A 19,688-nucleotide genomic window follows, 5' to 3' on the forward strand; every position below is an offset into this window, starting at 1 on the left:
AAAAATCTTGAAAACTACAGGCTGTAGTCACGAAAAATGCTTGCCACAAGCTAGGATCAAGTTTCATACTCTCAGAGAATGCTAGAGTTCATCCAGTGCAGCTAAAAGCCTGTCAAGCTGAAACATAACCCCATGTTATATTTGGGTAAGATTTTCAGCAATTTAACTAATAAATTACTTTTTGCAATCACTTCGCCAATGGTTCAGCAGCCAATGTCGCCTAATCAAAATCTGCATCAAGCAGAACAACCAGAAAAAATTAAGTTACCCCGTACCAGCGAATCAGAGAACTTAAAAAAGATTCGCCACACAACTTCTCATGTAATGGCAATGGCAGTGCAGAAGCTGTTTCCCAAGGCGCAAGTTACAATTGGCCCCTGGATAGAAAATGGATTTTACTACGACTTCGACAGTCCAGAGCCATTTACTGACAAAGACCTCAAAGCCATCCAAAAAGAGATGGCGAAGATTATTAATCGCAAATTGCCAGTAACAAGAGAAGAAGTCAGCCGGGAAGAAGCCGAACGCCGCATTCAGGCAATCAACGAGCCTTATAAATTAGAAATTCTGGCAGATTTAAAAGAACCCATTACTATTTATCACTTGGGTGATCAATGGTGGGATTTGTGCGCCGGGCCTCATGTGGAAAATACTCAGGATTTAAACCCGAAAGCCATTGATTTAGAAAGCGTTGCGGGTGCATATTGGCGTGGGGATGAAACCAAAGCGCAGCTACAGCGGATTTATGGTACTGCTTGGGAAACTCCCGAACAACTAGCTGAGTACAAACGCCGCAAAGAAGAAGCACTACGTCGTGACCATCGCAAACTCGGCAAAGAATTAGGTTTATTTATCTTCTCCGACTTAGTAGGTCCGGGCTTACCTTTGTGGACTCCCAAAGGTACTTTATTGCGGAATATTTTAGAAGACTTCCTCAAGCAGGAGCAACTAAAGCGTGGTTATTTACCTGTAGTCACTCCCCACATTGCCAGAGTCGATTTATTTAAGACTTCCGGCCACTGGCAAAAGTATAAGGAAGATATGTTCCCCTTGATGGCAGAGGATGAAGCCGCCGCAGCACTTGAGCAAGGCTTTGTGATGAAGCCGATGAACTGTCCCTTCCACATCCAAATATATAAGAGCGAGTTGCGTTCCTATCGGGAACTACCAATGCGCTTGGCAGAATTCGGTACTGTTTACCGCTACGAACAGTCAGGGGAATTAGGCGGTTTAACTAGAGTCCGCGGCTTTACTGTGGATGATTCTCACTTGTTTGTCACCCCAGAACAGCTAGACGCAGAGTTCCTCAACGTAGTGGATTTGATTTTGTCGGTGTTCAAGAGTCTGCAATTGAAGAACTTCAAAGCTAGACTCAGTTTCCGTGACCCAGCTAGTGATAAATATATCGGTTCCGATGAAGCTTGGGAAAAAGCTCAAGGTGCGATTCGCCGGGCTGTGGAACAATTAGGAATGGATCACTTTGAAGGCATTGGCGAAGCTGCATTTTACGGGCCAAAACTCGATTTTATCTTCCAAGATGCGTTGGAAAGAGAATGGCAATTGGGAACTGTGCAAGTTGACTACAACTTACCAGAACGCTTTGATTTAGAATACGTTGCTGAAGATGGTTCGCGCAAACGTCCGGTGATGATTCACCGCGCGCCTTTTGGTTCCTTAGAACGGTTGATTGGCATATTAATTGAAGAGTATGCCGGTGATTTCCCCTTGTGGTTAGCACCTGTGCAAGTTCGATTGCTATCTGTAAGTGATGCACAGCTAGACTTTGCGAAAGCTGTAGTAGCAAAAATGCAGGCTTTGGGTATCCGTGCAGAAGTGGACACCAGTGGCGATCGCTTGGGTAAATTAATCCGCAACGCCGAGAAAGATAAAATACCAGTAATGGCAGTGGTAGGTGCGAAGGAAGTTGAAACAAATTCTTTAAGCATCCGTACCCGCGCTTCTGGGGAATTAGGCGCAGTTTCTGTAGATGAAGTAGTACAGAAATTGAAAGATGCGATCGCAAACTTCGACAACTTCTAGTAAAAACTAGGCTGGGTAACACCCAGTCTAAAAACTAATATTAACTAATCAGTCTATGAGTACCACAAAAGATAAAGTTCAATCTCTTTTGCCGCAACTACCAGATGATTGCTCAATTGATGATATTCAATACCATTTGTATGTCATAGAAAAAGTTATGCGAGGATTAGAAGTAGCCAAGACAGTAGGAACTGTTACTCAAGTGGAAGCTAAAAAGCAATTACGTAATGCCAGCCAAAGACATTTATCATGATTGTGTAAAAAACGCCCTTATTAAAGATGGGTGGCAGATTACTCATGACCCACTTAGCCTTAAGATTGGCAAGAAAGATATTTTTATTGACATAGCAGCAGAAAAACAAGGAACAAAGATAGCTGTAGAAATAAAAAGTTTTGTTGGAATATCAGAAGTAGAAGACCTCAAAAATACTCTTGGTCAATACATCTTGTATGAAAAAATTTTGCAACGTCTTGAATCAGAGAGAATTATTTATTTAGCTATTCGTGACACAGTATTTAACAAAATTTTTACAGAAGAAATTGGCAAAATTTTATTGGAAGAAAATACTATTAAACTAATTGTATTCGACTCGCAAGCGGAGGCAATTACCAAATGGATAGACTAAATAATTACCGAAATATAATCCGTAAAATACTCACATCATATCTCAACATTTCCTATGCCAATGCTGATATCCGTAATCGAGCAGCATTTGATTCAGAACATGACGAGTATTTGATTATCTCTGAAGGTTGGCAAGAGAAAGAACACTTGCACAGTTGTTTAATTCATATTGAAATTATGAATGGTAAAGTTTGGATTCAGTGCGACAATACCGAAGATGGGATTGCTAATGAACTTGTGCAAGCTGGTATTCCTAAAGAAGATATTGTTCTTGGATTTCACGAGCCTGATGTCAGGCAATATACGGGATTTGCCGTTGCTTAAAATACTTACTTGCGACACTTGGGTAAAGTAATTTGCAATTTTGAGAAAGATTAATTGGTATTTTAGAGTATAAAATTTGACGTTTATAGTAGATGAAGTTACAGTGGTGATTGCAAATTTTTGGCAGGAATAATAATGGATTTATCTCGTCTGGAATACATTAAGAATATAAGTGACGATGGGAAAAAATGGGCTTATGAGTACTACAAAGTTAGCGGATACTACCACTTAAACTTTAAACAGGGTAAAGGAGTAGAGAATCATGCCTTACACTTACCGAAAGGTGCATTAATAATCCTGTCTCAAAACCCATTCGATCAAGAGCGATACTTGACCCACGTAGTTGAACTGGTTAATGAAGGAAGCGAAGATAAACTCCAATGGAACGAATCAGATCAGTGGGGTATTTTTAGATGGGTGAAGGTTCATTGGGTAGCTGATTTTAATAACCCTAGTAATATTCCCCTTGATAAAGAAGTAATGCAAGCAGATTGGGGTTACTACAATACACAAGCAAAGTTACTAACTAGTCCAAGCCTGATGTCTCGCTGGGAAAACATAGAAAATTTGAGAACGCATTTACAAGCAGTTTTTGAAAAATAGTTAAACAGAGGGATGTTTCAGTTGCTTGAGACATATTGCAATCAAGGTATAACTAGGGTATAAACCTTAATAGATGTGATTACTGTCAAAACTCCTATGAAAACTGCTATTTCTCTACCAGATTCAGTTTTTGAAGAAGCAGAAGCACTTGCTACACATTTAGGAATATCACGCAGTGAACTTTATACGAAAGCATTGCAAGCGTATCTGCAAAAGTATAACCGTAATCAAATTCTGAGCAAGCTGAACCAAGTTTATTCTCAAGAATCTGCTGAACTAGATCCAGTGTTGGCAAAGATGCAATTTATGTCTCTGCCACATGAGGATTGGTAATGTATCGAGGTGAAATTTGGTGGGCGAACCTACCTGAGCCAGTAGGTTCTGAGCCTGGGTATCGTCGTCCTGTTTTGATAATTCAAGATGATACGTTTAATCAAAGCCGCATCAGTACAGTCATAGTTGCTGTTATTACTTCAAGTATTCAATTGGCAGAAGCCCCAGGCAATGTATTGTTATCGCGTGAAGTATCAGGCTTACCTAAAGATTCTGTGGTTAACGTATCTCAACTTTTGACTATCGATAAAAGCTTTTTGGTTGAGCGAGTCGGAGCATTACCAGATTATTTGCAAGAGGAAGTAGATGAAGGGCTACGAATAATTTTATACCTCTAGCAGCTCTAGCCATGAAACTGTAGTCTGAATTTTAATGTCAGGATGCCCAGCAAGTTTTCTCTGGAAATTCTCCTTGTTTCCAATATTGCCAAACCTTTACAGATGCTCTTTGGAAAAATGCCTGTGAGTTTTGAGTTGGAGTTTCTTGAAGTTCTTTAATATCTCCACTAGATTTGTCTAGCCACAGCATTCCAAGATAATCTTCATCAGGACCGAACAGATAAGTAACGCCGCTTTGATCCTCCTGGTATTTTAAAATCAATACGTAAAAAGCCATAGTGGATATATACTTTATAAGTTTTATTGACTCTATTTGTACCTCAAATAATTAACAAATCAACCAGTTACATGGGATGCTGGTTGATTGGTTAGGTGAGTTATTTGCAGATGTCTGTTATTTCTTCTGTCACGGTTAAGGTTCCCGCTACAACTGCTAATTTGGGGCCTGGTTTTGATTGCATCGGTGCAGCTTTGACGCTGTGTAACCAGTTTAAGTTTACACGCCTAGATGAAGGTGGTTTAACTATTCATGTCACAGGTGCAGAAGCCCAACGAGTGCAAACTGATGAGAGTAATTTACTTTATCAGGCGTTTTTGAAGTTATATCAATATATAGATCAGACACCGCCGGCTGTGAAAATTGAGATTGGTTTGGGTGTTCCATTGGCGCGGGGTTTGGGTAGTTCAGCGACAGCCATTGTTGGCGGTTTGGTGGCGGCAAATCAACTTGCGAGTGAACCTCTATCTCAGGTGCAGGTGATGGAAATTGCGATCGCAATGGAAGGACATCCTGATAATGTAGTTCCAGCATTAATCGGCGGATGTCGTCTAGCGGCTACTAGTGATACTGGTTGGGAAATTTGTGATGTACCTTGGCATGAGAATATTGTTCCAGTCGTGGCGATTCCCAATTTTGAACTCTCCACCTCAGAAGCGCGGCGGGTTTTACCCACTGAATTTAGTCGGGCAGATGCAATTTTTAATACTGCCCATTTAGGCTTATTGTTACGCGGCTTGGAAACTGGTAAGGGAGAATGGTTAAGGGCAGCTTTACAAGATAAGTTGCATCAGCCTTATCGTAAAGCTTTGATTCCTGGTTACGATGCTGTGAATGCTGCGGCGGTGGAGGCTGGTGCATTCGGTATGGTGATTAGTGGTGCGGGGCCGACATTGTTAGCTTTGGTGGATGTGGCGCACTCCTCAGATGTAGAGTTGGCAATGGCTTCAGCCTGGAAAGATGCTGGTATTGAAGCCGAAGTGCGATCGCTTGCTTTAGACACCCAAGGCGCAACCCTTCTTTGAAGAAGTCAAAAGTCAAAATAAAATTTCACACTTCACACTTCATACTTTTTAACATGGATCAGATTCAATCGGAGATAGCAGAACTCAAGTCTCACATTCAAGTTCTTCAGCAAGAACGCGCTGCGCTTAATAAAAATAATGCGATATCTGGCGATATTACTCCTTCGGCAATTGTTGAGGCTTACCGCCGCCAAGCTAGAGAAAATGCTCAACTGTCAGTGGAACTCAAAGGTATAGATGATGCGATCGCAGCTTTGACAACTCAGATACATCACAAACAAGCCCAATTAACTCGTTGGCAACTTGAATCAAACGAACTTACCATACACCAGCAACTAGAAGAAGCGAAAAAAGTGGCGCAGGTTCACGCCGAACGTGTTAACGAACTAGCTGCGGAACTAACAAGCGAAATCCGCCAGTTGAAATCCTCAGCCGATTATCTCAGTCCTTTATATTGGCAGGTTTATTACAAACCTTTTATTACCGGATTCAAGACTATTTCAGTTCCCTATGTCCGTTCTGATGGGGAAGTTTGGACAATTGTCAACCGCATCGTTTAGAGGTTAACCCAAAATCTTCAGGGTAAAATCCCTGCTTAGACTACTTTTAGTTAAGAACTGTAACGGTGGCTGATGCCGCCGTTTTTGTTGACGTTACAAAAATTTATACATAGAATGGACTTGCCATGAAATTGGATAAGTATTTATTCCTGTTTATGGTCAAAATCACAGAATTAATGAGTATAGATACTCATCAATAACCAAAATTTAATTTTCTGGAGATAAATAACGTTTACAAAAGTAACGATTCCTTAATATAATGTAATTAAAAGCGAAAACAAAAAACGATTGTCAGAAGTGATGAATGCTATGGAATTTCCTTGGCTAACTGCCATAATTGCTTTGCCCTTGGTGGCTGCCTTAGCCATCCCCATAATTCCGGATAAAGAAGGAAAAACAGTCCGCTGGTATGGTTTAGGAGTTGCGATCGCGGATTTTGCCTTAATGATTTATGCTTTCTGGCATAACTATGATTTTCAAAGCTCAACTTACCAATTTGTCGAAAAATACTCTTGGGTTCCACAAATCGGTTTAAATTGGTCTGTAGCAGTTGATGGCTTATCGATGCCCCTCATCTTGTTAACAGGCTTAATCAACACACTAGCAGTCTTCGCGGCTTGGAAAGTAACCAACAAGCCGCGATTGTTTTATGGGTTGATGTTGGTAATGTATAGCGCCCAGTTGGGTGTGTTTCTTGCCCAAGACTTGCTCTTGTTCTTCCTCATGTGGGAAATCGAGCTAGTTCCCGTTTACTTGCTAATTTCCATCTGGGGTGGTGCAAAACGTCGTTACGCTGCTACCAAGTTTATTCTTTATACTGCTGCTGCTTCCATATTTATTCTTGTAGCTGGTTTTGCGATGGCATTCTATGGAGATACCGTCACCTTCGACATGGCATCTCTAGGAATGAAACAATATCCTAAAGCCTTGGAATTATTAGTCTACGCTGGTTTATTGATTGCCTTCGGTGTGAAGTTGCCAATCTTCCCCTTGCACACCTGGCTACCCGATGCTCATGGTGAAGCATCTGCACCTGGTTCCATGATTTTGGCTGGTGTGTTGTTGAAGATGGGTGGTTATGCCTTAATTCGCTTCAACATTGAAATGTTGCCTAATGCTCATGTTTACTTCGCTCCAGTTTTAGCAATCTTAGGTGTAGTCAATATTGTCTACGGTGCTTGTTGCGCCTTTGCTCAAACCAACCTCAAACGCCGCTTGGCTTACTCTTCAATTGCTCACATGGGGTTTGTGCTGATTGGGTTGGCTTCTTACACAGAAATTGGTATCAGTGGAGCCATGTTACAGATGGTTTCCCACGGTTTGATTGCTGCTAGTTTATTCTTCCTGTCTGGTGTAACTTACGAACGTACCCACACCTTGATGATGGATAAAATGGGCGGCATTGGTAAAGTCATGCCTAGAACCTTCGCGCTGTATACTGCTGGTGCAATGGCTTCTCTCGCTTTACCTGGAATGAGTGGCTTTGTCGGCGAATTGATGGTATTCCTCGGTATCGCTACCAGTGATGTTTACAGTTCCAGCTTCAAGATTGTAGTTGTGCTACTTTCCGCAGTCGGTGTGATTTTGACACCAATTTACTTACTGTCCATGCTGCGCCAAGTGTTCTACGGTAAGCAAAGTGAAGAATTACATCTAGATGCTGTAGTGGCTGATGTTAAGCCTCGTGAATTGTTCATTACTGCTTGTCTGCTACTTCCCATCATCGGTATTGGTTTTTATCCCAAACTAGTAACGCAGACTTATGATGTAAAAACAGTAGAAGTAGCTACTCACGCGCGTCAAGTGCTACCAGTTGTGGCTCGTCAACAGCCAACAAGTCTTTACTCCCAAATTTTTACAGCGCCAACCTTGGCTAATGCTACAGTTGAAAATTTAGTTAATATTTCAAAGTAAGATTACATCCTCATCAGGGTGCTAAAAATAAATTCTAATTAGAGGGGAATATGGGGGTGATTATCAAATCACCCCTTAAATTTTGGCGAAAAAGACTCTGCAATAGGACTTACGCAAAACACCTCTCAAACTCTCATTTCTCCGTGACCTCTGCGTCTCTGTGGTTCGATTTTCCGTAGCCTGTGCGTAAGTCCTGTGCAATTCTCTGCGTCAAAAAATTTAGAACTTTAAATTCCCAGCAGCAATAGCTAAAGCAGCCCAACCAGCTATAAAGGCGACACCACCTAATGGAGTAATTGCGCCTAAATATTTAATACCAGTTAAGCTCAAGGCGTATAAACTGCCTGAGAAAATAGCAATGCCAATAATAAATAGCCATCCACTAGCAATTAAAGTAGTTGGAGGTGATTCGAGGCGACTGATGAGGAGAGCAACTACTAAAAGTGCTAGAGCATGATACATTTGGTAGCGAGCGCCAGTTTCAAAGATTAACAGCGATCGCTCACTAATATGCTCTCGCAAAGCATGGGAAGCAAAAGCCCCAGCCGCAACTGACAAACCGCCGAAAACGGCAGCTACACTCAAAAAAATCTGCGTCATGAGACTTATTTATCAACAGATTTAGACATCAAAATGATATGATACAGCCCCTTCTTCATTGACTTTAAAATTTGCATTGAATTCTTTAGCTTTTTCGTCTAAAAATTCTCGCGCAGTAGAAGCTGGTAGTTGTGACTGAATTGCAAAGCCTAAGACAGTAACTCTCCCATGATTTTCTTGTAACATTTGATAGAAAATTGATTGTAAGCGATCGCTCACTTGTTGCTGAAGTACTTTTTGTTCACTCTTACTGCGACGGTATAAAGATAAACTTAACCAACCACCCAAAATCATTGTCGGTACACCAAAAATAAAACTTTGGCTGGCGGTAGTATCCAGCATATAAAGAGCTTCTTTATTCACAAAATCCTTGCCGGAATCTGCATCATCCCCTGATGGAATTGGCTTGAGCATAGTATTTCTCTCACTTACCGCAGAGACAGATAGTGTCAAAAACATGAATCCGAGTGTCAGTAGCCAACCCGCAGCCAATTTTTCAGCAGTCTTCATAACTCGATTTTAAATTGAGACTTTGCTTGTGATTTTAACCCCACTTTCATCAACGTTCCAGTTTATCAAGACTTACACACACAAATTGTCTGTTGAGACTGGGTGTAGGGGTATAAGGGTGTAAGGGTTTTGAATACCTACACCGTTCTCGAAACCCTTACTTTTGCATTTATTTGCGTAAGTTCTAAACAGATTAAACTTGCAAGCGATCGCGTAAAATTTCTTGAATTAAACTATGTACAGTTTCTTTGCTTAAACTACCATCTACTCGCACAATGCGGGATGGGTGCGCCGCAGCTAACTGGCTATATCCTTGTTGAACACGGCGATGAAAGGTGATGGCTTCTTGCTCAATGCGGTCTAAACCTACGGCTTCTCCATGTTTGCGGCTAAGTCCCACCTCAACATCCACATCTAACCAAATAGTCAAATCACTTGTTAAGCCAGATGTCGCAATATAGTTGAGTTGTTCAATTAAACTCATATTCAAACCCCGACCGTAACCTTGATAGGCAACAGTAGAATCAGTGTAGCGATCGCATAATATATATCTTCCTACTGCTAAATTGGGCTTGAGTTCTTGTTCAACGTGTTGGGCGCGGTCAGCCGCATATAATAACAGTTCAGTTACATCTGCAACTGGTTTATCTTCCGATTTTTCCAGCAATAAGCGCCGCAAATGCGAACCTAACTCTGTTCCTCCTGGTTCACGAGTGACCACTACCGAAATACCCAAACTTTCTAACCACTGACCACAAAGCTGCATTTGTGTTGTTTTGCCGCAGCCTTCTACCCCTTCAAATACAATTAATTTGCCACTCATGCTGGTTTACTTCTGTCCTTTGTCCTGTGTCACTGGTAAGATTTAATTACGCATTTGTATTAGTTATTTTGGCAAGTTTTGGACAACAGTCATAAAAAGAGCAGGATCATTCAACCTCTGAGACAGAACTAATCAATCTTGAATTGCGATCGCAGTATTTTCTCCTTTATATTTGACTAGTTCTTCATCCATACCATCTTCAATGAAAATGGTGGCGATCGCATCAATCCTGGCATGAAACAACGCTTCAGATTTATTGTGCAACTCATCACACACTGAATCTAGTAAAAAATTGCCAATCAAAAGGGTTCCTGTCCACTCTCATAAAGTTCACCTAGGAGTGCATTATTATGCCACGCAAGTTTGGAGAAATTGCTTTTACGCCTGAAGTTCAAGCCGCGCAGCTACAACGAGGTTCGCGGCAAACCTATGAACGCTATATTGCTAATGGCCCTGCTAACGATTCAATTACTCCACAAATTGCGGAATTTATTGCTTGTCTTGATGGATTTTATTTGGGAACAGTCAATTCTCATGGCTATCCTTACATTCAGTTTCGCGGTGGAACACCAGGCTTTCTCAGAGTACTGAATGAAAAAACCTTGGGTTTTGCCGACTTTTCGGGAAATGTGCAGTACATCACAGTGGGTAATTTATCAGGAGAAGCAAAAGCATTTCTGTTTTTGATGGATTACCGTCACCGCAAACGCCTTAAAGTTTGGGGAACAGCCGAATATATTGAAGGTGATACAGCTTTAATTGAACAACTGCGTATCCCTGGCTACCCAGCAGAAATTGAACGAGCGATTTTGTTTCATGTTGAGGCTGTCAGTGAAAATTGTCCTCAACACATTCCCATTCGCTATTCAGTGAATGAGGTTGAAGCTATAATGGCTCCTTTACAAGCGAGAATTACGGAGTTGGAGAAATTGTTAAGCGATCGCAATAAAAGCAGATAAACGCCATTTTAATTTTTTTTGCCAATGTGAAAAGCCGAGATATATGAAAGTTGCAGACTTCCACCAAAGTCATTATTTATTCGTTGACTTAATTCAGCAAATAAGATTTTTTTGGTGTCTGCATCTAATTGTATATATGGTGAATAGGTATTGAGCAGCGTTAAATATTCATCGGTACTATAAACTACTTCAGAAGTAACTTGACCAAATTTTATATCTTTAAATTTTCCCGAATCAATAAATATACTCCCGAATCCCTTGAATATTTCTTGTTGAGCTTGCCAACTTTCATAACGGTCAAGAGATGGAGCGTGTTTTTGATAAACTTCAGACAATCTTTGGTAAACTTCATAACTAGGTTGTAATTCTTTATTCCAGAATAAAAGTAAATGACCATTATCTTTTAAAGCACTTGCAGCCTTGGGATATCCTATTTCTGCTGGTATCCAGTGAAAGGAACTTGCAGCTAAAACAGCATCAAACTGCTCAGATTGTAAAGCCCATTCTTCAAAAGATATATTTTGAATCTCCACATTTGGATAAGATTGACAATTTTGTTTAGCCAACTCAAAAAAATCTGGATTTGGTTCTAGACAGAGTATGGAATAACCTAATTGAGCAAATGAAGTTGTTGCTGTTCCAGGGCCACAGCCCACTTCTAAAATTTTGACATCTGGAGATAATTGAGCAGCTTTAATAACTTGCTCAATAAAATTTTGTGGATAGCGAGGTCTGGTTTTGTTATAAGCTTCTGCTGCTGGAGAATACCAGTTTTTTCGTATTTCCAGGTCTTTGTTAGCGAAATTGGCTATAGTTTGTTTAAAGTTTTCCATAGTTCCCCCCAATAGTAATAATACAATCAGTAATTTAAATTATTCAGTATAGAATAATCAATTCAACTAATTACTGAAATTTTGCTAAAAACTTCAGTATAGCTTGAGTAACTGCTTCTGTTGATTCAATCAAAAAACCATGCCCGCCAGTTTCTATTATTTGCAGTTCAGCTAGAGGAATATTTTGAGCAAGTTGTTCAGAAAAAATTACGGGAGTGAGAATATCTTGTTTACCAACCATGACTAGAGTTGGACAATTAATATCTTTAATTCTATCGGTTGTGTCATGGTTAATAATTGCTCGGCTTTGATGGTATATTCCATCTGCTGTAGGCGTAAAAGGATAGTTAGTTACCCATTCAATTAGTTGGTATACCATTTCTGGAATAGCATAAAAATTATCAGTAAATATCCAAGGTAATATGAGTTTTTCATATAATTTTAAGTCTATTTTTGTGGCAACATCACCCCAGCTTTCAACTAGTTGATGAAATCGCTCATTACCTTTAGCTAAAGAAGCAAGTAACACTAAACTCTTGACTTTTTTAGGATACAGCAATGCTAATTCTTGGGCAATTTGACCACCCATTGAATGACCTATTATGTGCGCCTGTTTTATACCCAGAACATCTAGTATTGCTGCGGCATCCTTAGCCATTTGTTGAGTACTATAAGGGCTATTAGGAGCAGAACTTTGCCCAATACCTCGATTATCAAAACGAATCACTTGATAGTGAGAAATTAGGTGTGGTAATAATAGCGACCAGTAAGAGCGATCGCACATAAACCCAGCAATCAACAACACAGGTTCACCAGTACCTTTAACTTCGTAAAATATGTCAATTCCATTAACCTGAACTTTGGGCATTACTCATTCATCATAATTGGCTTTACAACAGCTTCAAGAACTTGAAATCTGCTTTAAGTTATTTTCCCAGATAATTGCATCTCATGAAATTGCAAAATCAATAATCTTCCCGAATTCACACCGATAACCCCAAAAAATGTCTAAGATTTAACATCAAATTAAAATACGTATTTTTCCTCAACTTTGTTTAATTTCAAAAATATTCAATCTTAAATTCATTAACCTTCCGCAGAAATCATGAAAACTAGTAATTGCGAGATTTTACGGAAGACTTACCTAGAAAAAACAGGATAGGTTAATTAAAAACAAGTAAGTAATATCAACAACTTAAAGTTCAGCGTTCAGCCCAGGTAAATCGGATGGTGCAGAATACAAAAACCACAGCCAAATAAATAGCTTGGCTAAGTTTTTATTTACCAATTTTCCTAGTTTATTCATCAAAAAGGAGGTAATAACTATCAAAACTGCTGAATATTCCACCCTACAACTTTACCTTGCATCGAATATTGGTGCTGATGTAGATGCAAAAAGCATTTTAACTTACCCCATCTCTAACGAGAGTCCGGCAATCGAAGCCAATAGCTATTATTTTGGGCATCCAGAATGGGCAAAAAACTACTTTGAAGCTTGCCATCGTAACGATATATTCAAATCTCGCTGGCAAGCAGCTACGGGTAGTTGGGATGACAAAATTATCGTGGACATCGGTTGTGGCCCTGGTAATATCTTTGCCACACTTGGCGGTAAACCAAAATTACTCATTGGTGTGGATGTGAGTTATGGCGGACTGGAAATGGCGCAAAGTCTGGGCTATACACCTGTGTTAGCAGATGCCCATAACTTGCCTTTTGTCTCTGGTTTTGCTGATATTGTGGCGGTAAATGCGACATTACATCATTGTGATCAGATGGATGTAGTTTTAGCAGAAGCAGCACGTTTAGTTCGTCCTGGGGGAATCTTAATCACAGACCATGATCCTCATCGCAGTGCTTGGAATTTCCAAGGGTTAGGGATGTGGTTATGGCAGTTGCGTCTGGGACTTTATCGGTTCATTAAACGCGGTGGTCATGCTTCCGCCGCAGAACAAAGTTGGGGGTTAGCAACTGAGGTTCATCATCGACCGGGGGATGGAGTCACAGCAGAAATGTTTCACCGAACTTTAGAACCCCTTGGGTTTACCGTGAAAACTTACCCTCACAACCATCAGCTGGGTACAGAAACTTTTGAGGGTAATTACGGCCAGTCGGAATGGAAGTATCGCTTTGCTCAATTACTGTCAGGGATCAATCCTAATTCATCAGAAGCAGCCCTATCGTTGATGTGTGTGGCTACGCGACATACTGAGTAATCTGCAATCCAAAATCTAAAATTCTTCTGCTCCTAACCTCTAGCCGCTTCTTCTGGTTTGCCTTTTTTAAATAACCAAGTTGCGAGTATGGCAAGGGCAATTCCGGCAATGATAAAACAAGGTGCATAGCCAAAATTATCTACCACTCTCCCAAAGACGGCCGCACCAATTCCCTGACCGATAAATAAGTTAAAGGCAAATAACGAGACTGCTGTACCTCGTGCTTCTGGTGCTAGTTCGGTGGCTTGGGTTTGCAGGGTGCTGTGCATCATATAAAAAGCCAACCCCATCAAGGTGCAGAAGGGAATAAATAATAGCCAATTGTGTAATAATGCGATCGCTAAAAAGCAAATACACATTGACCAGCCACCAACTCCCATCAGTCGAGTTTCACCTAGCCGCTGCACTAACCACTTAACGCTGCGGCTATAAATTAAGCCACCCAAACCAAAACTACTCAACATAAACCCAATGGTTACATAAGGTAAGCCATATCTATCGCGCAGAAATGCACCAACGTAAGCAAATGCTCCCATCAAGCAAAAGCCTTCAATAAATACGGCGATAATCACTGTTCGGGCCGTTGGTTGAGTTAGTAATTGATAATATGGCTTGAATGTTGCCAGACTAAATCGCTCTGTAGAACGATTGCCATCTCGAAAATTACGCGTTCCTCGCCATAGTAAACCAGCGATCGCTAAAGAAACAATCCCAAACAATAAAAAGATGTCGCGCCAGCTAATATACTCGCCAAATATCCCACCCAAGCTACCGCCGAGAATTTGACCCAGTACCAACGCACTTAAATATTTGCCAATGGCGGCTTGACGTTCTGTATAGGGAAAATTATCACCGATATAAGCTAATGTCACAGGGATAATACCTGCGGCAAACATTCCTGTGAGAAACCGCAGTAAAGTTAGTAGGGCAATATTGGAGACAAACGCACAAAGGGCTGTACCCACGGCAAACGCCGTTAATGCGGCTGTAATCACTTTTAATTTGCCGATGCGATCGCCCAACGGGCCGTAAACTAACTGAAATAATCCATAAGGAATCGTATAGGCCGAGACAATCACCGCCGCACTACCAACACCAACATTAAATTCGTTGGCAATAATATGCAGCAGCGGATCAATTACCCGCACATCAGCAATCACCATAAAAGCAGCAGCACCCAAAAGTCCTAAAGATACAGGTGTCTTATCTGTCTGCCCTATTAACCTACCCACTTAATTCTCCTGTGTAAAGTGCTGAGTGCTGAGAAGGGTGTAAAGGTTTGAAAGTGAGGATTTTCCCTTACACCCGACACCCCTAAACCCATACACTCTTCAATTATTTAATTTGTAACTGTCTTTGCTGATTGGTTGAACAACAAATTTCGTGATTTGTCGATATCTAAAGCTTGATTTTTGAATGCTTCGGCTTTCTCGTAGGCACGAATTGTTGCAGGACGAGCTTTAATTGCTTCAAACCAGCGTTGGATATTGGGAAAATCTGCTAATTTTTGACTTTGGCGTTCATAAGGCACAATCCAAGGATAAGCGGCGATATCTGCAATGGAATAATCACCAGCAATGAATTCTTTATCTGCTAGTTGCTTATTTAGCACTGCATATAAGCGTGCTGTTTCGTTGACATAGCGGTTAATTGCATATTCAATTTTTTCGGGAGCGTAGGTACTAAAGTGGTGATTCTGTCCGGCCATTGGCCCCAAACCCCCCATTTGCCAAAACAGCCATTGCAGTACTTCTACTCGTTTTCTAATATCTGGAGGAATTAATTTCCCGGTTTTTTCGGCTAAATAAAGCAAAATTGCCCCTGATTCAAATACTGAAACTGGCGCACCCCCACCGGCTGGTTCATGGTCAACGATCGCCGGGATACGATTGTTAGGAGAAATCTTGAGAAAGTCTGGTTGAAACTGCTCCCCAGCACCTATATTGATAGGCACAATTTTGTAAGGTAATTCCGCTTCTTCCAGAAATATCGTGATTTTATGACCGTTGGGCGTTGTCCAATAGTAAAGCTCAATCATGATTTGATTCCCATGAAGTGTGAATTATGAAGTGTGAAATTTCATACTTCACACTTCATACTTTTTCTAACCTTGATATGGATTACCGACTTTATCTACAAATACGTTGTGAGAAAATGGTAAGCGGCCAGGATTTAAGCGAGGTTCTGCGGCATAACCTACAGGAACGATAACAGCGATCGCTAAATTTGGATCATCTGTTGCACCAATTACTTCTTTAACTTTGTCTTCAATCCAGCCATTCATAAAGCAGGTAGATAACCCCAAGCTTTCGGCTGCTAATACTAAATGGGTAGAAGCAATAATCGCATCTTTGATAGCATATTCCCGCCGTTTGTCGCCTAAACCAGCTTGGAATTGCGGAATAGAATTTCTAAAATAGTTGACAGTACCTTCATTCCAAGCGCCAGTTTGCAATCCCTGGTCTAAAATTGGAGTCAAATCTTGTTCCCCTGCACTGGAATCAGCTGCAAATACAAAAGTTACAGGTGCTTCGATAATTTGCTTTTGATTCCAAGATGCTGCGGCTAAGGCTGCTTTTTGCCCTTCATCTTGCACCAGAATAATTCGCCAGTCTTGAATATTAAAGCTACTGGGTGCTGCTACCGTTAACTCTACCAGTTGCTTGAGTAATTCTGGTGCGATAGGGTCTGTTTTAAAAGTTTTAATAGAACGACGCTGAAGAATAGCGCTGGGTACATCTAAAGCTTTTGTTTGAGTGATTGGATTCATGAGATTTTCCCCTGAAAGGTAGGTTACAGGCATTATATATTTGGCTACCTGCTGACTAGCAGATTTATTGTTTCATTTCAAGTTCATATCGCTTCCCTTCTACAGGTGAAGTGCTGAGGGTTGAGGGTTGAGTAAACACTCTTCCTCTGCCCCCCAGCCCCTATACCCTTACACCCACACCCCACACTCCTGACTCTTATTGTTGTGAAATATACTGTGCTAAAGTCTTAGTCAATGTAGATTTTGGCACTGCACCAACAACCGTATCCACTTGCCGACCACCCTTAAATATCATAAGTGTAGGTATAGTGCGAATTCCGTAATGGCTGGCAACAGTGGGATTTTGATCCGTGTTCACCTTCACTACTTTTACCTGTCCTTCATATTCGGTGGCAACTTCATCAACAACTGGCCCAACCATCCGACAAGGGCCACACCAAGGAGCCCAAAAATCCACTAAAACTGGTACCTCACTGTCTAAAACTTCTGGCTTGAAAGTGGCTTCTGTGACATTTGTAACAGATGACATAGTTGCCTTCCTGTTTTAATTCGTTTATTCGATTTTATCGAATAATTAAAATATACGCTAGTTCAAGAGATAATACAAGTATGAGATTTTTATATCACCCAGACAAAAAAGATATATCACTATCTGCGGTATTGTATGCGTTAGGCGACCCCGTGCGGCTAGAGATTGTGCGGTTGTTGGCAACCAAAGGAGAGCAATGCTGTGCGGATTTTGATTTTGCGATCGCCAAATCTACCATGTCCAACCACTTTAAGATTTTGAGAGAGTCGGGTGTAGTCTTGACTCATAAAGAGGGAACCCAGCACATTAATCAATTGCGGCGCGAAGATTTAGAAATGCTCTTTCCTGGTTTATTAGAAGCAGTATTGCGATCGGCACAACCATTGTTTTTGTGTCAAAAGTCAATGGTCAAGAGTCAATAATAAATTTTCAGACTTCAGACTTTTTCACCCTATGTCATCATAGTTAAGGTGAACACATTCGGGAGATAAGACCACGGTTTACGCACGCCCTTTAGCACGGTTAATCGAACAGTTGCAACGTCTACCAGGAGTAGGCCCCAAATCAGCCCAGCGACTGGCTTTGCACATTTTGAAGCGACCAGAAGCAGAAGTAGAGGCTCTGGCGCAAGCGTTGGTTGACGCAAAAAAACAAATAGGCTTGTGTTCAGTCTGCTTTCACTTATCTGCGGAGCCAGTTTGTGAAATCTGCCGCAATCCCAACCGCGACAATCAAACCATCTGCGTTGTAGCTGATTCGCGGGATGTGATTGCGCTGGAAAAAACCCGCGAATACAAAGGTAAATATCACGTTTTAGGTGGAGTGATTTCCCCAATGGATGGAATTGGCCCAGAACAGTTGAATATCCAACCTTTGGTGCGACGGGTGAGTCAGCAAAAACCCCAAGAAGTGATTTTAGCAATCAGTCCGAGTATAGAAGGGGAAACCACCACACTGTATATTGGTCAACTACTAAAACCTTTTACAAAGGTGACACGAATTGCCTTTGGTTTACCTGTAGGTGGAGATTTAGAGTACGCCGATGAAGTAACCTTGGCCAGAGCCTTAGAAGGACGGCGAGAGTTAGATTAGTTTTTCGGCTCAGATTGAAACTTCATTTGACTATTGACTATTGTCTAAAAGTTGGTTCCAGGCTGTAACTACTCGTTGTAACTTTGTGGGTAAGTTATTTTGTGAAATATCGTTATATTGCACTGTACCTACTCTGCTGCTCAGAGTGTAGGTAACATAATCTGCCGCATTGGCTGGTGCTGGATAACTCACATTTCTAAAGTCCCATTTAGTGCGTTGTAGCAATTCTTCAAATTGTTGTACTTGTTGGCGAGAAATGCGGCGCACACTACGTTCGGAATCATTAGCATCACCAATGCGTACGCGAATCAAACTCCCGTCATTGAGTAAGACTGTTTGGTAGGTTCTCCCAGCAAAACCACCGCTGGAGATGTGGCGGAATACTATACCTTGATCTAAAGGTGGAGGTAATTCACTGGTGGGAATGGGTTTTGCTATGTTAGTTGAACTCTCATTTTGAGACACCTTGACGCGTGAACCATCGTTATCTGATAAGAACACCCAGCGCTGATTTGCTGCACCTACAGTTACTTGCCAACCAGAGACAACGATGGGATCACAAGGATAGGGAGGAGTGGAGCGATCGCAACCATCTGACCAATCTGTTGCTTTAAAATTTAGAATAGATAGCGATCGCGCTGATAATCCTGAAACTTCTTGTGCTTGTTGTAAAACTGCTTCTCGAATTTTTCTCGGTAATTCATTTTGTGATGAATTATTTGCCGAAGCTAAACGTAAAGAACGCCCATTATTATTAGTATGATAAGTCCACTTTTGTCTACCATTAGATACTACGACTAGCCAACCAGGAACTAATGCTTGAGTACAAAATTCATTTGGTTGTGGTAGTTCTAAACAACCATTGCGCCAAGTCTTTTGACTATAATTAACAACTTGCAATTCTCCTCTCGATGTTCTGACTCTGCTGGCTAAATCTCTTAGCACCGCATTAGAGACTGATGGTGGTAAGCGATTTGGTTTATTTTTATCTGCGTAAACTTCATTGGTAGTTGCAGGTGGAAAGTTTGTTGGGTTAGCTATGGCACTTTTGATCAGGGTTAACCCACTACCAACAGACAAAATACTAGTCAAAATTAAGGCGGTAAAAATTCGGGCTTGATTGGTTGTTTGCGGATTTTTTAGCATAAGTTTCATAAATAAAGTGCCTCTATTAGTCAATATTTAAGGCATTAAAAACTGATATCTAGTAATTAATGACAAAAAATGTACAGTCCCAAAATTATATGTATTTGGGATTGTTAAAAAGTCTGTCTTGTGAAGCAGACATGAGGAGAGACGCTGGTATACGGATGGTTT

The 19,688-nt window shown here is 41.0% G+C and carries 25 protein-coding genes and 1 pseudogene; 14 read left to right on the forward strand and 12 right to left on the reverse strand.

Translation table 11 applies throughout. From position 1 onward, the window contains the following. The first annotated feature begins 198 nt into the window (after positions 1 to 198). The 7 genes from thrS (at position 199) to NOS7107_RS06920 (ending at position 4,263) form a co-directional block, all read left to right on the forward strand. Positions 199 to 2,040 (forward strand): threonine--tRNA ligase, encoded by a 1,842-nt coding sequence (thrS, locus tag NOS7107_RS06890; protein ID WP_015112254.1) that lies wholly within the window; start codon positions 199 to 201, stop codon positions 2,038 to 2,040. A gap of 55 nt (positions 2,041 to 2,095) precedes the next feature. Further along, on the forward strand, positions 2,096 to 2,293 hold the full coding sequence (locus tag NOS7107_RS06895) for a hypothetical protein (RefSeq protein ID WP_015112255.1): 198 nt from the start codon (positions 2,096 to 2,098) through the stop codon (positions 2,291 to 2,293). Beyond that, positions 2,268 to 2,666, forward strand: a complete 399-nt coding sequence (locus NOS7107_RS06900) for a XisH family protein (protein WP_015112256.1) — start codon at positions 2,268 to 2,270, stop codon at positions 2,664 to 2,666. The genes NOS7107_RS06895 and NOS7107_RS06900 overlap by 26 nt, the downstream gene beginning before the upstream one ends. Beyond that, a complete protein-coding gene (locus NOS7107_RS06905; RefSeq protein ID WP_015112257.1) occupies positions 2,654 to 2,989 on the forward strand; it encodes a XisI protein in 336 nt (111 codons plus the stop codon). Before NOS7107_RS06900 ends, NOS7107_RS06905 begins: the two co-directional genes overlap by 13 nt. Before the next feature lie 135 nt (positions 2,990 to 3,124). After that, positions 3,125 to 3,592 (forward strand): hypothetical protein, encoded by a 468-nt coding sequence (locus NOS7107_RS06910; RefSeq protein ID WP_015112258.1) that lies wholly within the window; start codon positions 3,125 to 3,127, stop codon positions 3,590 to 3,592. A gap of 96 nt (positions 3,593 to 3,688) precedes the next feature. Continuing rightward, positions 3,689 to 3,925 (forward strand): hypothetical protein, encoded by a 237-nt coding sequence (locus NOS7107_RS06915; protein ID WP_015112259.1) that lies wholly within the window; start codon positions 3,689 to 3,691, stop codon positions 3,923 to 3,925. Beyond that, positions 3,925 to 4,263, forward strand: a complete 339-nt coding sequence (locus NOS7107_RS06920) for a type II toxin-antitoxin system PemK/MazF family toxin (protein ID WP_015112260.1) — start codon at positions 3,925 to 3,927, stop codon at positions 4,261 to 4,263. The genes NOS7107_RS06915 and NOS7107_RS06920 overlap by 1 nt, the downstream gene beginning before the upstream one ends. A 37-nt stretch (positions 4,264 to 4,300) precedes the next feature. Here the strand turns inward: NOS7107_RS06920 and NOS7107_RS06925 are convergent, their stop codons facing one another. Further along, positions 4,301 to 4,540 (reverse strand): hypothetical protein, encoded by a 240-nt coding sequence (locus NOS7107_RS06925; protein ID WP_015112261.1) that lies wholly within the window; start codon positions 4,538 to 4,540, stop codon positions 4,301 to 4,303. Positions 4,541 to 4,650: 110 nt separating this feature from the next. On the opposite strand from NOS7107_RS06925, the gene thrB reads away from it, so the two are divergent. From thrB to NOS7107_RS06940, 3 genes are all read left to right on the forward strand, one after another. Further along, a complete protein-coding gene (gene thrB, locus NOS7107_RS06930) occupies positions 4,651 to 5,565 on the forward strand; it encodes a homoserine kinase (protein ID WP_015112262.1) in 915 nt (304 codons plus the stop codon). Between the two features lie 53 nt (positions 5,566 to 5,618). After that, the gene (locus NOS7107_RS06935; protein ID WP_015112263.1) at positions 5,619 to 6,125 is read left to right on the forward strand and encodes a hypothetical protein; all 507 of its coding nucleotides are present in this window, start codon (positions 5,619 to 5,621) and stop codon (positions 6,123 to 6,125) included. A 300-nt stretch (positions 6,126 to 6,425) separates the two neighbouring features. Next, a complete protein-coding gene (locus NOS7107_RS06940) occupies positions 6,426 to 8,039 on the forward strand; it encodes an NAD(P)H-quinone oxidoreductase subunit 4 (RefSeq protein ID WP_044499788.1) in 1,614 nt (537 codons plus the stop codon). Positions 8,040 to 8,258: 219 nt separating this feature from the next. On the opposite strand, the gene NOS7107_RS06945 is transcribed toward NOS7107_RS06940, so the two are convergent. The 4 genes from NOS7107_RS06945 to NOS7107_RS28940 all read right to left on the reverse strand — a co-directional run bounded on the left by NOS7107_RS06945 (position 8,259) and on the right by NOS7107_RS28940 (position 10,275). Beyond that, a complete protein-coding gene (locus NOS7107_RS06945) occupies positions 8,259 to 8,639 on the reverse strand; it encodes a DUF423 domain-containing protein (protein WP_015112265.1) in 381 nt (126 codons plus the stop codon). 21 nt (positions 8,640 to 8,660) lie between these two features. After that, on the reverse strand, positions 8,661 to 9,149 hold the full coding sequence (locus tag NOS7107_RS06950; RefSeq protein ID WP_015112266.1) for a hypothetical protein: 489 nt from the start codon (positions 9,147 to 9,149) through the stop codon (positions 8,661 to 8,663). Positions 9,150 to 9,342: 193 nt separating this feature from the next. Further along, positions 9,343 to 9,972, reverse strand: coding sequence for a dTMP kinase (gene tmk, locus NOS7107_RS06955; protein ID WP_015112267.1), 630 nt, complete (start codon positions 9,970 to 9,972; stop codon positions 9,343 to 9,345). A 132-nt stretch (positions 9,973 to 10,104) separates the two neighbouring features. Next, positions 10,105 to 10,275 carry a hypothetical protein gene (locus NOS7107_RS28940; RefSeq protein ID WP_172641456.1) on the reverse strand — a complete coding sequence of 57 codons (171 nt, stop codon included), beginning with the start codon at positions 10,273 to 10,275 and terminating at the stop codon, positions 10,105 to 10,107. 47 nt (positions 10,276 to 10,322) lie between these two features. Here NOS7107_RS28940 and NOS7107_RS06960 point away from each other — a divergent pair, with 47 nt between their 5' ends. Continuing rightward, positions 10,323 to 10,931 carry a pyridoxamine 5'-phosphate oxidase family protein gene (locus NOS7107_RS06960; protein ID WP_015112268.1) on the forward strand — a complete coding sequence of 203 codons (609 nt, stop codon included), beginning with the start codon at positions 10,323 to 10,325 and terminating at the stop codon, positions 10,929 to 10,931. An 8-nt stretch (positions 10,932 to 10,939) separates the two neighbouring features. Here the strand turns inward: NOS7107_RS06960 and NOS7107_RS06965 are convergent, their stop codons facing one another. Both NOS7107_RS06965 and NOS7107_RS06970 read right to left on the reverse strand, forming a co-directional pair. Continuing rightward, on the reverse strand, positions 10,940 to 11,764 hold the full coding sequence (locus NOS7107_RS06965; RefSeq protein ID WP_015112269.1) for a bifunctional 2-polyprenyl-6-hydroxyphenol methylase/3-demethylubiquinol 3-O-methyltransferase UbiG: 825 nt from the start codon (positions 11,762 to 11,764) through the stop codon (positions 10,940 to 10,942). Between the two features lie 70 nt (positions 11,765 to 11,834). After that, entirely contained in the window at positions 11,835 to 12,632 is a 798-nt protein-coding gene (locus tag NOS7107_RS06970) for an alpha/beta fold hydrolase (RefSeq protein WP_015112270.1), read from the reverse strand. A gap of 397 nt (positions 12,633 to 13,029) precedes the next feature. Between NOS7107_RS06970 and NOS7107_RS06975 the strand changes: the two genes are divergently transcribed. Further along, the gene (locus NOS7107_RS06975) at positions 13,030 to 13,980 is read left to right on the forward strand and encodes a class I SAM-dependent methyltransferase (RefSeq protein WP_015112271.1); all 951 of its coding nucleotides are present in this window, start codon (positions 13,030 to 13,032) and stop codon (positions 13,978 to 13,980) included. 32 nt (positions 13,981 to 14,012) lie between these two features. Here the strand turns inward: NOS7107_RS06975 and NOS7107_RS06980 are convergent, their stop codons facing one another. The 4 genes from NOS7107_RS06980 to trxA all read right to left on the reverse strand — a co-directional run bounded on the left by NOS7107_RS06980 (position 14,013) and on the right by trxA (position 17,279). After that, on the reverse strand, positions 14,013 to 15,212 hold the full coding sequence (locus tag NOS7107_RS06980; RefSeq protein WP_015112272.1) for an MFS transporter: 1,200 nt from the start codon (positions 15,210 to 15,212) through the stop codon (positions 14,013 to 14,015). Between the two features lie 107 nt (positions 15,213 to 15,319). Then, complete coding sequence (locus NOS7107_RS06985; protein WP_015112273.1) at positions 15,320 to 16,018, reverse strand: glutathione binding-like protein; 699 nt, start codon at positions 16,016 to 16,018, stop codon at positions 15,320 to 15,322. Positions 16,019 to 16,084: 66 nt separating this feature from the next. Beyond that, complete coding sequence (locus tag NOS7107_RS06990) at positions 16,085 to 16,750, reverse strand: nitroreductase family protein (RefSeq protein WP_044499791.1); 666 nt, start codon at positions 16,748 to 16,750, stop codon at positions 16,085 to 16,087. 196 nt (positions 16,751 to 16,946) lie between these two features. After that, complete coding sequence (gene trxA, locus NOS7107_RS06995) at positions 16,947 to 17,279, reverse strand: thioredoxin (RefSeq protein WP_015112275.1); 333 nt, start codon at positions 17,277 to 17,279, stop codon at positions 16,947 to 16,949. Positions 17,280 to 17,359: 80 nt separating this feature from the next. On the opposite strand from trxA, the gene NOS7107_RS07000 reads away from it, so the two are divergent. Together NOS7107_RS07000 and recR are read left to right on the forward strand one after the other, a co-directional pair. After that, entirely contained in the window at positions 17,360 to 17,701 is a 342-nt protein-coding gene (locus NOS7107_RS07000; RefSeq protein ID WP_015112276.1) for a helix-turn-helix transcriptional regulator, read from the forward strand. Between the two features lie 73 nt (positions 17,702 to 17,774). Next, positions 17,775 to 18,371: pseudogene (recR, locus tag NOS7107_RS07005) on the forward strand (recombination mediator RecR); the annotation flags it as partial. Between the two features lie 30 nt (positions 18,372 to 18,401). Here recR and NOS7107_RS07010 read toward each other — a convergent pair. Further along, entirely contained in the window at positions 18,402 to 19,526 is a 1,125-nt protein-coding gene (locus tag NOS7107_RS07010) for a hypothetical protein (protein ID WP_015112278.1), read from the reverse strand. Positions 19,527 to 19,688 lie beyond the last annotated feature (162 nt).

The sequence above is a fragment of the Nostoc sp. PCC 7107 genome, assembly GCF_000316625.1.
GTDB lineage: Bacteria > Cyanobacteriota > Cyanobacteriia > Cyanobacteriales > Nostocaceae > Nostoc_B.

What these genes read in the sequence shown, in the direction of transcription:
- thrS (WP_015112254.1), top strand. Translation starts at nt 199, where the DNA reads ATGGTTCAGCAGCCAATGTCGCCTAATCAAAATCTGCATCAAGCAGAA.
- NOS7107_RS06895 (WP_015112255.1), top strand. Translation starts at nt 2,096, where the DNA reads ATGAGTACCACAAAAGATAAAGTTCAATCTCTTTTGCCGCAACTACCA.
- NOS7107_RS06900 (WP_015112256.1), top strand. Translation starts at nt 2,268, where the DNA reads ATGCCAGCCAAAGACATTTATCATGATTGTGTAAAAAACGCCCTTATT.
- NOS7107_RS06905 (WP_015112257.1), top strand. Translation starts at nt 2,654, where the DNA reads ATGGATAGACTAAATAATTACCGAAATATAATCCGTAAAATACTCACA.
- NOS7107_RS06910 (WP_015112258.1), top strand. Translation starts at nt 3,125, where the DNA reads ATGGATTTATCTCGTCTGGAATACATTAAGAATATAAGTGACGATGGG.
- NOS7107_RS06915 (WP_015112259.1), top strand. Translation starts at nt 3,689, where the DNA reads ATGAAAACTGCTATTTCTCTACCAGATTCAGTTTTTGAAGAAGCAGAA.
- NOS7107_RS06920 (WP_015112260.1), top strand. Translation starts at nt 3,925, where the DNA reads ATGTATCGAGGTGAAATTTGGTGGGCGAACCTACCTGAGCCAGTAGGT.
- NOS7107_RS06925 (WP_015112261.1), bottom strand. Translation starts at nt 4,540, where the DNA reads ATGGCTTTTTACGTATTGATTTTAAAATACCAGGAGGATCAAAGCGGC.
- thrB (WP_015112262.1), top strand. Translation starts at nt 4,651, where the DNA reads ATGTCTGTTATTTCTTCTGTCACGGTTAAGGTTCCCGCTACAACTGCT.
- NOS7107_RS06935 (WP_015112263.1), top strand. Translation starts at nt 5,619, where the DNA reads ATGGATCAGATTCAATCGGAGATAGCAGAACTCAAGTCTCACATTCAA.
- NOS7107_RS06940 (WP_044499788.1), top strand. Translation starts at nt 6,426, where the DNA reads ATGAATGCTATGGAATTTCCTTGGCTAACTGCCATAATTGCTTTGCCC.
- NOS7107_RS06945 (WP_015112265.1), bottom strand. Translation starts at nt 8,639, where the DNA reads ATGACGCAGATTTTTTTGAGTGTAGCTGCCGTTTTCGGCGGTTTGTCA.
- NOS7107_RS06950 (WP_015112266.1), bottom strand. Translation starts at nt 9,149, where the DNA reads ATGAAGACTGCTGAAAAATTGGCTGCGGGTTGGCTACTGACACTCGGA.
- tmk (WP_015112267.1), bottom strand. Translation starts at nt 9,972, where the DNA reads ATGAGTGGCAAATTAATTGTATTTGAAGGGGTAGAAGGCTGCGGCAAA.
- NOS7107_RS06960 (WP_015112268.1), top strand. Translation starts at nt 10,323, where the DNA reads ATGCCACGCAAGTTTGGAGAAATTGCTTTTACGCCTGAAGTTCAAGCC.
- NOS7107_RS06965 (WP_015112269.1), bottom strand. Translation starts at nt 11,764, where the DNA reads ATGGAAAACTTTAAACAAACTATAGCCAATTTCGCTAACAAAGACCTG.
- NOS7107_RS06970 (WP_015112270.1), bottom strand. Translation starts at nt 12,632, where the DNA reads ATGCCCAAAGTTCAGGTTAATGGAATTGACATATTTTACGAAGTTAAA.
- NOS7107_RS06985 (WP_015112273.1), bottom strand. Translation starts at nt 16,018, where the DNA reads ATGATTGAGCTTTACTATTGGACAACGCCCAACGGTCATAAAATCACG.
- NOS7107_RS06990 (WP_044499791.1), bottom strand. Translation starts at nt 16,750, where the DNA reads ATGAATCCAATCACTCAAACAAAAGCTTTAGATGTACCCAGCGCTATT.
- trxA (WP_015112275.1), bottom strand. Translation starts at nt 17,279, where the DNA reads ATGTCATCTGTTACAAATGTCACAGAAGCCACTTTCAAGCCAGAAGTT.
- NOS7107_RS07000 (WP_015112276.1), top strand. Translation starts at nt 17,360, where the DNA reads ATGAGATTTTTATATCACCCAGACAAAAAAGATATATCACTATCTGCG.
- NOS7107_RS07010 (WP_015112278.1), bottom strand. Translation starts at nt 19,526, where the DNA reads ATGAAACTTATGCTAAAAAATCCGCAAACAACCAATCAAGCCCGAATT.